Here is a 14638-nt window from a genome sequence, read left to right as displayed (position 1 = left end):
AGACCCGTAGATTCATGCTGCGACCTGCGGGCTGTCATGCGTGCCGACAGGTCGTGGTTGCCCACAACGCTTTCCCCCGGCAGCAACTGGTCCCCACACGTCTCTTCCGGACGATGTGAAAAGTGATTAATACTGCCGGAAAAAAGTGCGGCATGTGCGCTCGACGCGTTTCGACCACCCCATGCGCGGCGAGGCGGTGCTGCCTGGCCGGACAGGCAAGATACTGACTGAGGGAGAGTGCCATGACGGACGGCGAAACCGAGGCGGAGGCCGCCGAGATCGCTCGACGGGCCTCTAAGCTGCTGGGTCGGCGGGTGTTGCGCATCACCGCACCCGCCGCGCGCGATCAGGCCAGTTGGCGAATTCATCTGTCCGACGCCACCGTGATCGTCACCCGCCGCCCGGACCCGGAGCGAGCCGCACGCGAGCGGCTGGTCCTGACCCGGCTGGCACCGTTGACCGACGCGGTTCCGCGCCTTCTGGCCGCCGAGGGCGAACTGACGATCCAGTCCGATCTTGGCCGCGACCGCCTGAGTGTCGCGGCACATCGCGCCGACATCCGGCAGCGGCGCATATTGGCACAGAGCGCGGTCGCCTCGATTCTTTCGGTGCAGCGTGCGGCGGTAACGGCCGGGCTGGCCGAGGAGCCTACGCTGCCTGCGGTTGGGCTCGATACCCAGATCACTGGTCGCCGTCTGGACATGATCGCGGCGCTGGCACATGCGCTCGGCGCGGAGCCGCCGGCCATGGACCGCGCTCTGGTGACCGAGGCGATGGCCGTTGCGCCTGCCGGGTTCGTGCGGGGCGACTGCCGCGCGGGCAACGCCGTGCTGGACGCCGCCGGGAGGGTGCGTTGGTTCGATTTCGAGGACGCCGGTCGCGGTCCGGGGGCTGAGGATTTCGTCCGCCTTATGAACGACGAGACATGGCCAGTGCCGCCCGAGGAGATGCTGGATATCATCGCTGCGGGTCTCGACCCGCGGGATACCGATGACCCATCCGCTTACATCGCCGATCTGCGTGCCCGCGCAGTCCTTCATGCGGGCGGTCGTCTGGGCCGGATCCTGCGCCGTGCCCATCGCGAGGGCTGGCAGAGCCACGCGGACATCCTGCGCCGCGACCGGCTGGGCGCGCATCCGGCGATGGCCGCTGCTCTCGCCGACCGGGCGGCGCAACTGGCTGCGGCCTGTCCGCTCTGCCACGGCGCGGCCCCCGTGTTCGTCATGGCCGGGCGCGCCGTGCGCGCTGTCTGGAAGGAGCCCAAGTCGGACGAAATTGCCAGCCCGCCGGGCAACACTTAGAGCGTCGTCAAACGGGACAGGTGTTTGCCAATGCTGGCCAACAGGCATGTCCTCGTGGCCATCGGCGTCGCTGTTGCGGTTATTCTGGGGGACGTCGAGAAACAAGTCGACAAACAGGTATGCACCGTTTTCGCGTTCGACCCTGTGCATCGCCATGTCACAACTCCAATCTCGCGAAGCGGCCGGGACGACCGGTTCTCCGACGTTCGAATCCTCTGCCCCGGACCGATGAATATGCCGAAAGGCCTGGACGACCGTCGTAACCGCGAACGTGAGGGAAATGGCCTGGCGTCACGGCAGTGCCGTGCGGCTGTAGACGCCGGTCAAACGACCGGCAGTCTGGCGATCACCCCTCCGAATGCGCGACGGATCGCGCAGCGGATACAAGCGGTCGCCCCCGTGACCTATGAACATGACCCCCCAGTTGGGCTGAGACTGTTTTACGTGAGTGCAAACGTTAGCCCAAGAAGAATCTTGTCATAATTGGGCCCGCAAACAGCAGGTTTCGAACGATTTTCGCCATCTTTGCCATGATCTTGCCATGATTGCCCGGGGGGGGATTGTTTCGCGCAACGTGCCCAAAAGTTGCGCCAATACCGGGAAAATCAGGCGTATCCATTGGCTTTCACGCGTTCTGCCGGGCAACAGGGGCGCGATTGTTTCCAATACAAGGCCGTCGGTCCCATGTGCAGATGTCTGCCGCCATACGAGGCAAATGGTTAGTGTAGCCGTCTGCAAAACGGGGCCAATCCGTTCAAAGACGTGTAATTGTTTCCAGTTCAGTGGCAATCCTGCCGGATGGCAGGGGCTTTTCCTGATTCGTCGGTGCCCGTAATCACGTTTGCGTTAATCCTGTCCCCGCCCCTCGGCGCGCGCGCGTGCCGCGGAACTGTCGTCCTCGCCCAGACCCATTGCGTCGCGCGCGAGGTCGAGCACGGCGACCTCTTCGGGCGCACAGTTTCCGTCCGACAACACCACGTCCCACAGGGCTTCGAGCGCGGCGCGGCGCGCGTCGATGGTGACGCGGTCGTGGATCATGTGGCCGAAACGGTCGGTGTCCGGCGCGGCGCGTTCGAGACGCTCGCACGTGGCGCGCATGCGCGCCGCCTCGATCGGTCCGATCCCGTAAAGCGCTGCGAGCAACCGGTCGATCCGCTTGATTTCAGCCAGAGCATAGTCGCGGTCTGACTTGGCGATGCGCACCATCAGCGCCCCGAGGGCGAGCCGCTCGTCGGGTTCGGGCAGCGGGGCGGGTTTCGACGCCGATAGCGCCGTGAGGATGCGGGACCACATACGTAAAGCCTAGCCGTGCGCGCCGCAGGGCCAAAGCGGAAATTCGGCACGAACACTCCGGTGTGAACACTCTGTTCACAACCCGCCCGTTTCTGCCGCATCGTTGCCACGATTGTTCCAAAGAAATCGCGTGTTGCGGCCAGAGCCTGCGCGGGCTGCTGAATTTCAAAGGATGATTGCACATGACAAAACAATTGTCGGCCCACGCGCGGAGTGATGAGACAAGCTCGGAGATTGGCAGGCTGGAGCCCCTGTCGGGTGACGCCCTCGCGGTGGCGCTCAACGCGGTCGACTGGTCGGAGAGCCCGTGCGACGGGCTAGGGCGGATCATGGCGCGCCGCGATGTCGATCTCGCGACCGCGCTGTGCGTGTTCTTTCGCGGCGCGCCCGAGCGGTTCAACTACCTGCCCAAGCCGCATGTGCCGGACGGGTATCGCGCAGTCGCGCGCCATCTCGACAACATTTGCCTGCGCATCAACAGCGGCTTTTACCTGCCGCAGCCTGACGGTCGGCTGGGGTGCCGGGATACGCTCGACCGGTGGCTCGACTATCAGCGCGCCGACCGACAGGAGGGGCGGTGTGGCCGGTGGGTGCTGGACGAGGCGGTGCTGATGCCGCTCTTTGATTCCGCGTGGTATCGCGCACCACGGTCGCAGCACCGCGAACGAGATGAGCCAAGTCTGTGGCACGCGATCCTGGGGTCGTTGCGCGACCTGCGGGGGCCGCGCGCCTTCATGCGACTGCGCAAGTAACGCGTGCATCGCCCCCCTTGATCTGGGGGCGGCAAATCCCCCCTACCCAAAACCTTGCGGCTGCCCTATAGTGCCTGTGGATAACCGGGCGGCAGACCCACGATCCAAGAGGCAGAGAAGAAAAGGGGGACGGGGATGCGCTGCCCGTTTTGCGGAAATATCGACACGCAGGTCAAGGATTCCCGCCCCGCGGAAGAGCATGTCTCGATCCGCAGACGGCGGTTCTGCCCGGGCTGCGGCGGCCGGTTCACCACCTATGAGCGCGTGCAGTTGCGCGACCTCGTGGTGATCAAGACCAACGGGCGGCGCGAGGATTTCGACCGCGACAAGCTCGAACGCTCGATCCGCATCGCCATGCAGAAACGCCCTATAGAGCCCGAGCGCGTGGAGCAGATGATCTCTGGCATCGTGCGCCGGCTAGAGAGCATGGGCGACACAGACATCCCCTCCAAGACCATCGGCGAGATCGTGATGGAGACGCTCGCGCGGATCGATACCGTGGCCTATGTCCGCTTTGCCAGCGTCTACAAGAATTTTCAGGCTGCTGACGACTTCGACCGCTTCGTGAGCGAGTTGCGCCCCGATGACGGTGCGCAGGCAAAAGACTGACGGCGTGCCCCACGACGATACTCGCTTCATGGCGCTGGCGCTGTCGCTTGGGCGGCGGGGGATGGGGCAATGCGCGCCCAACCCGGCCGTCGGATGTGTCATCGTGCGTGACGGGCGCATCCTCGGGCGCGGGGTGACGGCACCCGGCGGGCGGCCCCATGCCGAACCGCTGGCCTTGGCGCAGGCCGGCGCGGCAGCGCGCGGGGCCACCGCCTATGTCACGCTCGAGCCCTGCATGCATCACGGGCGCACCCCGCCCTGCGCCGAGGCGCTGATCGCGGCGGGCGTGGCGCGGGTGGTCGCCCCCTTCGACGATACCGATCCGCGCGTCTCGGGGCAGGGCTTTGCCGCGCTGCGCGCCGCCGGGATCGAAGTGGAGACTGGCGTGCTCGCCGAGGAGGCGGCGCGCGACCACGCCGGGTTCCTGCTACGCAATGCCGAGGGGCGGCCCATGGTCACGCTCAAGCTGGCGACGAGCTTCGACGGGCGGATCGCCACCGCCTCGGGGCACAGTCAATGGATCACCGGCCCGCAGGCGCGGCGCGCGGTCCATGCCATGCGCGCGCGCCACGACGCGGTGATGGTCGGCGCGGGCACGGCGCGGGCGGACGATCCGATGCTGACGGTGCGCGGCATGGGCGTGCGGCGGCAACCGGTGCGCGTGGTGGTGTCGCGCAGGCTCGACCTGCCGCTGAATTCGCAACTGGCGCAGAGCGCGGGCGAGGCGCCGCTGTGGCTGTGCCACGGCGACGGGGTCGATCCGGAGCTCGCCGCGGCGTGGCAGGGTCTGGGTGCGCGGTTGCTGCCCTGCGCGGTGGTGGCGGGGCAGGTGGAGCCGGGATCGGTGCTGCGCGCGCTGGGGGCGGCGGGCCTCACGCGGGTGCTGTGCGAGGGCGGCGGGGCGCTGGCGGCGTCGCTGATGTCGGCGGGGCTGGTGGATGAACTGGTAGGCTTCACCGCCGGGCTTGCCATCGGCGCCGAGGGTTTGCCGGGGCTGGGCGCGCTGGGTCTGTCACGGCTCGACGAGGCGCCCCGGTTCGAGCTGGTCGAGACGCGGCCCTTGGGCGGCGACGTGATGCACCGCTGGATGCGGGCGGGGTGAGGGGTACGGGGGACAGGCCCGGTTGGCCTTGAGCGGACGTTTGGGATTTGGTCCCGGCGCGGCTCACCGCAACGACCGCTCAAGGCCGAACCCAGCCTCCCAGGCTCATCCCCCCGCTGCCGAGTTCCCGTCGGTGCCAAGCCGTGTGCGCACCTCGGCGATGAAATCTTCACCGCGCCGTTCGAAATTGTCATACTGGTCAAAGCTCGCCGCTGCGGGGGCGAGGAGCACCACCTCGCCCGGTTCGGCCTCGGCCATCGCGGCGGCGACGGCGGCGGACATGGTGGTGCAGATCGCCGCCTCCACCCCGTCGAGGCCGAGCGCGAACTGCGCCGCCTCGCGCCCGATCACGTAGGCCTTGACCACGTGGGGCAGGCCGGGGGCGAGGGCGGCGAGGCCGCCCTCTTTTTCCAGCCCGCCGCAGATCCAGCGGATGCGGGGGAAGGCGAGGAGGGCCTTGAGCGCGGCATCGACGTTGGTGGCCTTGCTGTCGTTAACGATCCGCACGCCGCCCGTTTCGGCCACGAGCTGGCTGCGATGGGGCAGGCCGGCAAAGCTGTGAAAGCCCTGCTCGATCACGCGCGGGGCAAGCCCCGCGGCGCGGCAGGCGGCGTAGGCGGCGCAGGCGTTCTGGTGGTTGTGCGCGCCGGGCAGGCCCTTGACCTCGCGCAGGTCGATGGCGCCCACCTGCCGCCCCTTTCGGGTCTCGGCGAGAAAGCCCTTGCGCGCGAACACGGCCCATCCCGGCCCGGAGAGCTTCTGCCCCGAGGAGACGCGGATCACCCGGTCGTCGGCGGGAGCTTCGCTCAGTTGCCCGGCGAGGAAGCGGCCCTCGTCCTCGTCCACGCCGATCACCGCGCGGTCGGGCCCGCCCTCGGCAAAGAGCCGCCGCTTGGCTGCGAAATAGCCGCCAAGCCCGCCGTGACGGTCGAGATGGTCGGGGGATAGGTTCGTGAAAACAGCGATATCGGGGGTGAGGGCGCGGGCAAGCTCGGTCTGGTAGCTGCTGAGTTCGAGCACGATCATGCCGCCATCGCCCGGCGGGTCCAGATCGAGCACGCCGCGGCCGATATTTCCGGCTAGCTGCACGGGCTTGCCCGCCTGGTCGAGCACATGGTGGATGAGGGCGGAAGTGGTTGATTTCCCGTTGCTTCCCGTCACCGCGATTACCTTTGGCGGGGTATCAAAACGGTGCCATGCATCGGTCGCGAGCGAGCGGAAGAAGAGGCCGATGTCGTTATCCACCGGGATACCAAGGCCAAGGGCGGCGGCGACCACGCGGTTGGGGGCGGGGTAGAGATGCGGGATGCCGGGCGAGACGATGAGCATGTCGAGCCCCGCCATCGCGCCGTCGCGGGTGAGGTCGGCGATCTCGATGCCCTCGGCTTGCGCGGCGTCGCGGGGGGTGGGGGTGTCGTCCCAGGCGACCACCTCGGCGCCCCCGGCCATCAGGGCGCGCGCCGCCGAGAGGCCCGAGCGGCCCAGCCCCAGCACCGCCACGCGCCGCCCGGATACCCCCTGAACCTCGATCATCGCGCCCTGTCCCCCTCGGATATGCCAGCGCGGGGCAGAGTGCCCCGGCGGGGCGGCGCGCGCAAGCGGGTTAACGAGAGGTTGCGCGGTGCGCGCGGTTGGATGGGCGGGGCGCGGCGAATCGGCAGGTTAACAAGGGGGATGGGGGGAAATGGCACGTCGGTATCGCGTCGGTATTCCGGCGGTATCGCGACGGTGCGGGGGGCGGGAGAGGGGGGCGGTTAACGGGGCGCGCGATGAATGGGACGTCTGCGGGCGTGATCCTAGGGCTTGGCCGGAAGAGCAGTTGCCGGGGAGGTCCTCGGGTCAAGCCCGAGGATGACGGGGGTGCAGGGGGGAGCGGCGTGCGAAGGTCAGTCGTCGGGGAGGGCGGCGAGGCGGCCCTCGACCACTCCGATATGCGGGTGGTCGGCGGGAAGCGTGGCGCGGAAGATGGCCAGCGCCTGTTCCAGCAGCGGACGGGCCTCTGCGGTCCGGTTCAGTTTTACCAGCACACCCGCGAGGTTGTTAAGGTGGGTGGTGATGGCCCAGGTGAACAGAAGTACGGCAACCAGCCCCCCCCGGCTCCGCCAAGTTCCTTGCTGTGGTCAGAGAGAAAACCCAGAAATGCTTCCAACATCGGTAAACTGTTCGCTTGCTGCTCGCGATCACAATACCCGTTTGAGGCGATGTGGGAAGGGTCGCGTCCCCCGCGCGGAATCGAGGCGTGCTTGCACGCCGCCGCGCATCGACGGGCCGCCCCCCGGCCCGGCGATATGACTGCCACCTGCGCGCCGCTTGGGCCTTTTTCGGATTTGGCTGCCATAAAGTGCGGCAGAACGACCGTTGGATCGCCGCGCCGCGGCCCGTTGATGCGCGGCTTGCCCGACCGCCCCCTTAAGGTCAGACGCGCCCCCCGACCCTACCGCAATTTCAGTGTCGCCAGCCCGATCATCGCCAGTATCAGCGCGATGATCCAGAAGCGGATCACGATCTGCGGCTCGGCCCAACCCTTCTTCTCATAATGGTGGTGGATGGGGGCCATCAGGAACACGCGCTTGCCGGTGCGCTTGAAGTAGATCACCTGCACGATCACGCTGAGCGCCTCGGCCACGAACAGCCCGCCGACGATGCCCAGCACCAGCTCGTGCTTGGTGGCCACGGCGATGGCGCCCAGTGCGCCGCCCAGCGCGAGCGAGCCGGTATCGCCCATGAACACCGCCGCCGGGGGCGCGTTGTACCACAGGAAGCCCAGGCCCCCGCCCACGAGCCCCGCGACGAAGATCAGGATCTCGCCGGTGCCGGGCACGTAGTGCAGCCCGAGATATTCGGTGAAGTCGGTGCGCCCCACCGTGTAGGCGATGATGCCGAGCGCGCCCGAGGCGATCATCACCGGCATGATCGCGAGCCCGTCGAGCCCGTCTGTGAGGTTGACCGCGTTGGCCGAGCCGACGATCACGATCATCGCGAAGGGCATGAAGACCCAGCCCAGGTTTACCAGCACGTCCTTGAACACCGGCAGCGCCAGTTGAAGCTGCAACTCGGCGGGGTGGTGCCAGGTGGCCCAGCCCGCGGCGGCGAGCGCGATGGCAAAGCCGAGGATCAGCCGCACCCGGCCCGGCACGCCCTTGACGTTGCCGCGCGAGACCTTGGCGTAATCGTCGGCGAACCCGATCAGCCCGAAGGCCAGCGTGACGAACAGCACCAGCCAGACATACGGGTTGTCGAGCCGCGCCCACAGCAGCGTCGAGGTGACCAGCGCGCCGACGATCAGCAAGCCCCCCATGGTGGGCGTGCCGGCCTTGGAGAAGTGGGTCTCGGGCCCGTCCTCGCGGATCGGCTGCCCCTTGCCCTGGCGGCGGCGCAGCGACAGGATGAGCGGCGGCCCGAACAGGAAGCCGAAGGTGAGCGCGGTGAGGAACGCGCCGCCCGCGCGGAAGGTGATGTAGCGAAACAGGTTAAACACGTCGCCGCCATCCGACAGGAGGGTGAGCCAGTAAAGCATTAGCCTTGGTCCTTTTCTAGGCGGCGGTCCGCGCGGCGCAGCGCCTCGGCGACGAGGCTGACGCGGCTGCCCTTCGATCCCTTGACGAGCACGACATCGCCCGCATCCACGAGCCGGTGCGCGCGGGTGGCGAGTGCCTCGGCGGTGGCGGCCTTGTGGCCGCGCTTGGCGTCGGGCAGGGCGTCCCACAATGCGCGCATCCGCGGCCCCACGCAATGCACCTCGTCCACCGCCTGCATTGCGGGCAGTTGGGCGAGGGCGGCGTGGAGCGCGGCCTCGGTCGGGCCCAGCTCCAGCATGTCGCCGAGGATGGCGATGCGGCGTCCGCGCGCCACGCGGCCCACGTCGTCGAGCGGGCGGCTGGCGGCGAGAATGTCGAGCGCGGCCGCCATCGAGGCGGGGTTGGCGTTGAAGGCGTCGTCGATGAGGTCGATGCTCATGCCGTCGGCGGCGAGGTCTAGCACCAGCCGTTCGCGCGTGCCGCGCCCCTCGGGCGGGGCCCAGGCGGCGAGGTCGGCGATGGCCACCGCGCGGTCGAGGCCGAGCGCCTGAACGCAGGCCAGGACCGCCAGTCCGTTCATCGCGAAGTGCCGCCCCGGCGTGCCGATCTTGTAGAGCAGCGGCGTGCGCCAGGCGCGGGCGCGCGCCACCGTGGAGGTGGCGTGCAGGTCAGCCGACAGCAGCCGGTGATGCGCGCCGCGCGCGCGGCCAAAGCTGATGGTGCGGTTGGCGTGGGTCGTGGCGGCCGCGCGCAGGATCGGGGCTGTGTCCACGTCGGCGTGGTAGAGGGCGGTGCCGCCGGGCTCCAGCCCCGCGTAGATCGACGCCTTCTCGCGGGCGATGCCCGCGAGGTCGTCGAACGCCTCGAGATGGGCGGCGGCGACGGTGGTGATCAGCGCGATATGGGGCCGGGCCATGCGCGATAGCGGCGCGATCTCGCCCGGTGCGTTCATGCCGATCTCGATCACCGCGAATTCGGTGTCGGCGGGCATCCGTGCCAGTGTCAGCGGCACGCCCCAGTGGTTGTTGTAGCTCTGGACCGAGGCGTGGGTGCGGCCCTGATGCGACAGCACCGCGCGCAGCATTTCCTTGGTCGAGGTCTTGCCGACCGAGCCGGTGACGGCGATCACGCGGGCGGGCGTGCGCGCGCGGCCCGCGCGGCCCAGCGCCTCGAGCCCCGCCTGCACGTCGGCCACCACAAGGAGCGGCGCGTCGGCGGGGGTGCCCTCGGGGACGTGGCTGACCATCGCCGCCGCGGCGCCCCTGGCCAGCGCGTCGGCCACGAAGTCGTGGCCGTCGCGTGCCGCGCTCAGCGCCACGAAGAGATCGCCGGGTTGAAGCGTGCGGGTGTCGATGGAGACGCCGCTGGCAGCCCAGTCAGCCGTGCTGCGCCCGGCGGTGGCGGCGGCGGCGTCTGTCGCGGTCCACAGCGTCATGCCACGCCCCCGTCGAGCACCGAGACGGCAAGGCTCGCCTGTTCTGCGTCGTCGAAGGGCAGCACGTCGGCGCCTACGACCTGCCCGGTCTCGTGCCCCTTGCCGCAAATCAGGAGCGCGTCACCGGGGCCCAATGTGTCCACCCCGCGCAGGATCGCCTCGGCGCGGTCGGCGACCTCCGTCGCGCCGGGACAGCCCGCGCGCACCGCGGCGCGGATCGTGGCGGGATCCTCGGTGCGGGGGTTGTCGTCGGTGACGATCACCGCGTCGGCGAACTGGGCTGCGGCCTGTCCCATCAGGGGCCGCTTGCCGCGGTCGCGGTCGCCGCCCGCGCCAACGATGGCGGTGAGCCGGCCCATGACGTGCGGGCGCAGCGCCTTGAGCGCGGTGGCCACGGCGTCGGGGGTGTGGGCGTAATCGACAAATACCGCCGCGCCGTTGCCGCGGGTCGCGGCAAGCTGCATCCGCCCGCGCACGGTGGTCATCGCGGGCAGGGCGGCGATTACGCGGGTGGCATCCGCCCCGGCGGCGATGGCGAGGCACGCGGCAAGCGCCGCGTTTTCCGCCTGGAACCCGCCGATCAGGTCGAGCCGAACCTGGTGGGCGCGATCCTCCCAGTCGAAGCGGAGCACTTGCCCGGTGGCATCGAAGCGCTGGCCGGTGATGTGCAGATCGGCCCCCGGGCGGCGGCCCACGGTGATGAGGTCCTGCCCGCGCGCCGCCACGATCTCGGCCATGTGGGTGCCGTGGGGGTCGTCGATATTGACCACGGCCACCCCGTCCTCGGGCAGCACACGGTCGAAAAGCCCGGCCTTGGCCGCGAGATAGGCGGCGAAATCCGGGTGATAATCGAGGTGGTCCTGCGTGATGTTGGTGAACGCCGCCGCCGCGAGCCGCACGCCGTCGAGGCGGCGCTGGTCGAGCCCGTGCGATGAGGCCTCCATCGCGGCATGGGTGACGCCCTGGGCTGCGCAGTCCGCCAGCAGCCGGTGGAGCGTCACCGGCTCGGGCGTGGTGTGGCTCAGGGGCGCACGCACCGCCCCCTCGACGCCCGTGGTGCCGAGGTTGACCGCGGCAAGGCCCAGTGCCTCCCATATCTGGCGGGTGAAGGTGGCCACCGAGGTCTTGCCGTTGGTGCCGGTGACGGCGACCATCACCTCGGGCTGGGCGCCGAACCACAGCGCGGCGGCATAGGCCAACGTCTGGCGCGGGTCTTCGGCGATGACGAGCGCGGCATCCGAGCCCGCGAGCGCGTCGGCGGCGAGGCGCGCGCCCGCGGCATCGGTCAGGATCGCCCCGGCGCCCCGGTCAAGCGCGGTGGCGATGAAGCGTGCGCCGTGGGTATGCGTGCCGGGCAGGGCGGCGAACAGCGCGCCGTCCTCGACCGCGCGGCTGTTGGTGGCGAGCGCCGTGACGCGTGCCTGCCGCCCGCCCTGCGCGGTCAGCCCCAGTTCTGCCAGTGTTCGGATATGCGCCACGCGCCTGCCACCCCGGTTGTCATCTCAGTTCGATGCCCGCCTTATAGCAGCCGCCCCGACCTGTTCAATCGCGGGCCTGAGGCCCAGAAGCGGTGCGGTGCGGCGGATGATCTCGGCGGCCACCGGCACGGCGGTCCACCCCGCGGTGCGGCGCGGCTCCTCGCCCGAGGTCTCGACCGGCTCGTCGAGGGTGACGACGATCACGTAGCGTGGATCGTGGGCCGGGAACATGCCCGCGAAAGTCGCGATCACCCGGTCGTCGTGATAGCCGCCGCCGCTGGCCTTTGGCTTGTCGGCGGTGCCGGTCTTTCCGCCCACGGCATAGCCCGGCACCTCGGCGAGGCTGGCGGTGCCATCGGTCACCACCCGGCGCAGCAAGTCGCGCATCGCGGCCGATGTCGTCTCGGAGATGACACGCGGCCCGGGCGCGCGATCCGGATCGCGCAGGAGCGTGGGCGTCACCCGCCGCCCGCCGTTCACCACCGTGGCATAGGCCGCGGCGAGGTGCAGCGGGCTGATGGCAAGGCCATGCCCGTAAGAGATGGTCATGGTCGACAACTCCGACCATTTCGGCGGCAGAAGCGGCTGGCTGCCGCCGGCCTCGGTGATCTCGAGCGGCACGGGATCGAGCAAGCCCAGTGTGCGCAGAAACGCCTGCTGCCGCTCGGCCCCGATCTCGACGGCGATGCGCGCGGTGCCCACGTTGGAGGATTTCACCAGCACCTTCTCGACGCTCAACTCGCGTCCGTAGTTGTGGAAATCGCGGATCCTGTACTTGCCCCATGTCATCGGGCTCTGGGTGTTGATCATGGTGTCGGGTTCGACCTGCCCGCGTTCCAGCGCCTGCGCGATGGTGAAGGTCTTGAAGGTGGAGCCGAGCTCGTAGACGCCCTGCACCGCGCGGTTGAACAACGGGCTATCGTCGGGGTTGCCCTGCACGGGCGGCGCGGGGCGGTTGTTGGGGTCGAAATCCGGAAGCGAGGCGATGGCGACGATCTCGCCGGTGTCGGCCTCCATCAGGATGCCCGCGGCGCCCTTGGCGTTCATGATGCTCATGCCGCCGGCGAGTACCTTTTCCATCGCCGCCTGCACGCTGAGATCGAGCGACAGCGCCAGCGGCTCGTGGGCGCGGGCCGGATCGCGCAGGCGCGCGTCGAGCGCTTTTTCGATCCCGGCCACGCCCACAATCTCGGCGGCGCTGACGCCCTCGTCGCCAAAGCTCGCCCCGCCCAGCACATGCGCGGCGATCTGTCCGTTGGGATAGAGCCGCATCTCGCGCGGGCCGAACAGCAGCCCCGGCTCGCCGATGTCGTGCACGGCCTGCTTCTGCTCGGGGCTGAGGGTGCGGCGGATCCACAGGAACTTGCGCTTGCCGGTGAAGCCGCGCAGCAGCCGCGCGCGGTCGAGGTCGGGGAAGATGGCGGCCAGTTGTTCGGCGGCGCCCTCTGGGTCGATCATCTGCTGCGGCTGGGCATAGAGGCTGTAGGTGTCGAAATTCGTGGCCAGCACGCGGCCGCGGCGATCCGTGATATCGGCGCGCTGGGCGAGGATGCGCGCGCCGCTCGCCCCGGCGCGGGGTTCGGCCGGTTCCGATTGTGCCAGCACCGCCATCTGGCCGCCGATCACCGCGAACCCGGCGAGAAACAGCCCCGCCAGCACCAGCAGCCGCCCCTCGGCCCGGCGGCGGGCACGGTCGCGCATTTCCTCGTGGCGCAGGCGGATGTTTTCGCGCTCGATCGCGTCGGGGTTTTCGCCCTTGCGGCGGGCATCGAGGATACGCGCGAGCGGGCGCAGCGGGGTGCGGATCATGGGCGCCCTCCGTCGCTCATGACATCGACGGGGTTCGTGATGGTGAAATCCGGTTTGGTCTGCGGGTAGGCGACCTGGTCGATGCGCCCGAACTGATGCGGTTGCAGCGGCATCAGCCCGAGCCGGTCGTAATTCATCTCGACCAGCGCCGCGAGCCGGTCGGGGCGGTTTAGATAGGCCCATTCCGCGTTGAGCATCCGCAGCCGCTGGCGGGCGGTGGCGATATCGGATTGCAGCGTGTCGGCGCGCGCGAGCGCCTCTTGGGTGCGGTAATTCTCGCGGTAGGCCCAGAAGGCGAGGCCGATCACGGCGAGCGCGGTGAGGACGTGAACGAGGCTGCGCATCATCTCTCTCCTGCGAGCGGGGGAAGCCCGAGCGCGGTGCGGTCGCTTGTGCCCGGTGGGGCGTCGGTGCGGATGCCCATGCGCAGCCGCGCCGAGCGGGCGCGCGGGTTGGCGTCCAACTCTTCGGCATCGGCGGCGATTGGCTTGCGCGAGGGCAGGGTGAACTGCGCGGGTTTTGCCGCGGCCTCGGGGGCGTGGCGGCTGCCGCCGCCGCCGTGTCCGGCGCGGTCCTGGAAGAAACGCTTGACGATGCGATCCTCGATGGAATGGAAGGTGACGACCGCGAGCCGCCCGCCGGGGACCAGCGCGCGCTCGGCGGCCTCGAGCCCGTCCACGAGGGCGCGATACTCGTCGTTGACGGCGATGCGGATGGCCTGAAACGTGCGGGTGGCGGGATGGACCTGCCCGGGCTTGGGGCGCGGCAGGCAGCGTTCCACGATGGCCGCGAGCGCGCCGGTGGTCTCGAAGGGGGCCTCGGTGCGCGCCCGCACGATGGCGCGGGCGATGCGCCGGCTGGCGCGCTCTTCGCCGTAGAGGAATAGGATGTCGGCGAGGCGGGCCTCGGGGGTTTGGTTGACCAGATCGGCGGCGGTGGGGCCTTGCTGGCTCATCCGCATGTCGAGCGGGCCGTCCTTTTGGAAGGAGAACCCGCGTTCCGGCCGGTCGAGCTGCATCGAGGAGACGCCGAGATCGAGCACGACGCCGTCGAGCGCGTCGGCATAGCTGTCAAGTTGCGCGAAATTGCCCTGCACGAGGCTGAGCCGCTCGCCATATTCGGCCCCCCAGTCCCGCGCCATCTCGATGGCCAGAGGGTCCTGGTCGACGCCGATCACGTGCTCTGCCCCCGCGTCGAGCAGCCCGCGCGCATAGCCGCCTGCGCCCAGCGTGCCATCGAGCCAGGTGCCGCGCACCGGGGCCACCGCCGCCAGCAGCGGGCGCAAAAGGACGGGGACGTGCGGGGCAGGAGAGGGCGGTGTGGCAGCGGCAGCGGCCATCG

General features: G+C 69.5%; 13 protein-coding genes. 4 read left to right on the top strand and 9 right to left on the bottom strand.

Annotated elements, in window-relative coordinates; all coding sequences use genetic code 11:
- The first annotated feature begins 242 nt into the window (after nucleotides 1–242).
- Entirely contained in the window at nucleotides 243–1301 is a 1059-nt protein-coding gene (locus tag C6W92_RS07710; protein WP_129432427.1) for an aminoglycoside phosphotransferase family protein, read from the top strand.
- Nucleotides 1302–2147: 846 nt separating this feature from the next.
- Here C6W92_RS07710 and C6W92_RS07705 read toward each other — a convergent pair.
- Nucleotides 2148–2594, bottom strand: coding sequence for a TerB family tellurite resistance protein (locus C6W92_RS07705; protein ID WP_129432426.1), 447 nt, complete (start codon nucleotides 2592–2594; stop codon nucleotides 2148–2150).
- Nucleotides 2595–2776: 182 nt separating this feature from the next.
- Here C6W92_RS07705 and C6W92_RS07700 point away from each other — a divergent pair, with 182 nt between their 5' ends.
- From C6W92_RS07700 to ribD, 3 genes are all read left to right on the top strand, one after another.
- Nucleotides 2777–3346 (top strand): hypothetical protein, encoded by a 570-nt coding sequence (locus C6W92_RS07700; protein WP_129432425.1) that lies wholly within the window; start codon nucleotides 2777–2779, stop codon nucleotides 3344–3346.
- Between the two features lie 135 nt (nucleotides 3347–3481).
- The gene (gene nrdR, locus C6W92_RS07695) at nucleotides 3482–3955 is read left to right on the top strand and encodes a transcriptional regulator NrdR (protein WP_129432424.1); all 474 of its coding nucleotides are present in this window, start codon (nucleotides 3482–3484) and stop codon (nucleotides 3953–3955) included.
- A gap of 4 nt (nucleotides 3956–3959) precedes the next feature.
- On the top strand, nucleotides 3960–5057 hold the full coding sequence (gene ribD / locus C6W92_RS07690) for a bifunctional diaminohydroxyphosphoribosylaminopyrimidine deaminase/5-amino-6-(5-phosphoribosylamino)uracil reductase RibD (protein ID WP_277815892.1): 1098 nt from the start codon (nucleotides 3960–3962) through the stop codon (nucleotides 5055–5057).
- Nucleotides 5058–5162: 105 nt separating this feature from the next.
- On the opposite strand, the gene murD is transcribed toward ribD, so the two are convergent.
- From murD to rsmH, 8 genes are all read right to left on the bottom strand, one after another.
- Complete coding sequence (murD, locus tag C6W92_RS07685) at nucleotides 5163–6590, bottom strand: UDP-N-acetylmuramoyl-L-alanine--D-glutamate ligase (RefSeq protein WP_129432423.1); 1428 nt, start codon at nucleotides 6588–6590, stop codon at nucleotides 5163–5165.
- Nucleotides 6591–6943: 353 nt separating this feature from the next.
- Nucleotides 6944–7114, bottom strand: coding sequence for a tetratricopeptide repeat protein (locus tag C6W92_RS07680; RefSeq protein WP_277815894.1), 171 nt, complete (start codon nucleotides 7112–7114; stop codon nucleotides 6944–6946).
- Between the two features lie 377 nt (nucleotides 7115–7491).
- Nucleotides 7492–8574: a phospho-N-acetylmuramoyl-pentapeptide-transferase gene (gene mraY / locus C6W92_RS07675; protein ID WP_129432421.1), complete on the bottom strand. Its 1083-nt coding sequence runs from the start codon at nucleotides 8572–8574 to the stop codon at nucleotides 7492–7494.
- The gene (gene murF, locus C6W92_RS07670) at nucleotides 8574–10010 is read right to left on the bottom strand and encodes a UDP-N-acetylmuramoyl-tripeptide--D-alanyl-D-alanine ligase (RefSeq protein ID WP_129432420.1); all 1437 of its coding nucleotides are present in this window, start codon (nucleotides 10008–10010) and stop codon (nucleotides 8574–8576) included. The genes mraY and murF overlap by 1 nt, the downstream gene beginning before the upstream one ends.
- Nucleotides 10007–11488 carry a UDP-N-acetylmuramoyl-L-alanyl-D-glutamate--2,6-diaminopimelate ligase gene (locus tag C6W92_RS07665; RefSeq protein ID WP_129432419.1) on the bottom strand — a complete coding sequence of 494 codons (1482 nt, stop codon included), beginning with the start codon at nucleotides 11486–11488 and terminating at the stop codon, nucleotides 10007–10009. Before C6W92_RS07665 ends, murF begins: the two co-directional genes overlap by 4 nt.
- A gap of 24 nt (nucleotides 11489–11512) precedes the next feature.
- Complete coding sequence (locus C6W92_RS07660; protein WP_129432418.1) at nucleotides 11513–13297, bottom strand: penicillin-binding protein 2; 1785 nt, start codon at nucleotides 13295–13297, stop codon at nucleotides 11513–11515.
- The gene (locus C6W92_RS07655; RefSeq protein ID WP_206735513.1) at nucleotides 13294–13641 is read right to left on the bottom strand and encodes a cell division protein FtsL; all 348 of its coding nucleotides are present in this window, start codon (nucleotides 13639–13641) and stop codon (nucleotides 13294–13296) included. Before C6W92_RS07655 ends, C6W92_RS07660 begins: the two co-directional genes overlap by 4 nt.
- Nucleotides 13641–14636, bottom strand: coding sequence for a 16S rRNA (cytosine(1402)-N(4))-methyltransferase RsmH (gene rsmH, locus C6W92_RS07650; RefSeq protein WP_129432416.1), 996 nt, complete (start codon nucleotides 14634–14636; stop codon nucleotides 13641–13643). The genes C6W92_RS07655 and rsmH overlap by 1 nt, the downstream gene beginning before the upstream one ends.
- Nucleotides 14637–14638 lie beyond the last annotated feature (2 nt).

The organism is Roseovarius sp. A46, assembly GCF_004126395.1.
In the GTDB taxonomy this organism is placed as follows: domain Bacteria; phylum Pseudomonadota; class Alphaproteobacteria; order Rhodobacterales; family Rhodobacteraceae; genus Roseovarius; species Roseovarius nitratireducens.
Note: the sequence above shows the minus strand (reverse complement) of the source record. Positions and strands in the feature narration are given on the sequence as shown.

Coding starts and splice junctions, on each gene's coding strand:
- mraY (WP_129432421.1), bottom strand. CDS start 8,574: ATGCTTTACTGGCTCACCCTCCTGTCGGATGGCGGCGACGTGTTTAAC.
- C6W92_RS07705 (WP_129432426.1), bottom strand. CDS start 2,594: ATGTGGTCCCGCATCCTCACGGCGCTATCGGCGTCGAAACCCGCCCCG.
- nrdR (WP_129432424.1), top strand. CDS start 3,482: ATGCGCTGCCCGTTTTGCGGAAATATCGACACGCAGGTCAAGGATTCC.
- C6W92_RS07710 (WP_129432427.1), top strand. CDS start 243: ATGACGGACGGCGAAACCGAGGCGGAGGCCGCCGAGATCGCTCGACGG.
- C6W92_RS07700 (WP_129432425.1), top strand. CDS start 2,777: ATGACAAAACAATTGTCGGCCCACGCGCGGAGTGATGAGACAAGCTCG.
- rsmH (WP_129432416.1), bottom strand. CDS start 14,636: ATGGCCGCTGCCGCTGCCACACCGCCCTCTCCTGCCCCGCACGTCCCC.
- C6W92_RS07655 (WP_206735513.1), bottom strand. CDS start 13,641: ATGCGCAGCCTCGTTCACGTCCTCACCGCGCTCGCCGTGATCGGCCTC.
- murF (WP_129432420.1), bottom strand. CDS start 10,010: ATGACGCTGTGGACCGCGACAGACGCCGCCGCCGCCACCGCCGGGCGC.
- murD (WP_129432423.1), bottom strand. CDS start 6,590: ATGATCGAGGTTCAGGGGGTATCCGGGCGGCGCGTGGCGGTGCTGGGG.
- C6W92_RS07660 (WP_129432418.1), bottom strand. CDS start 13,297: ATGATCCGCACCCCGCTGCGCCCGCTCGCGCGTATCCTCGATGCCCGC.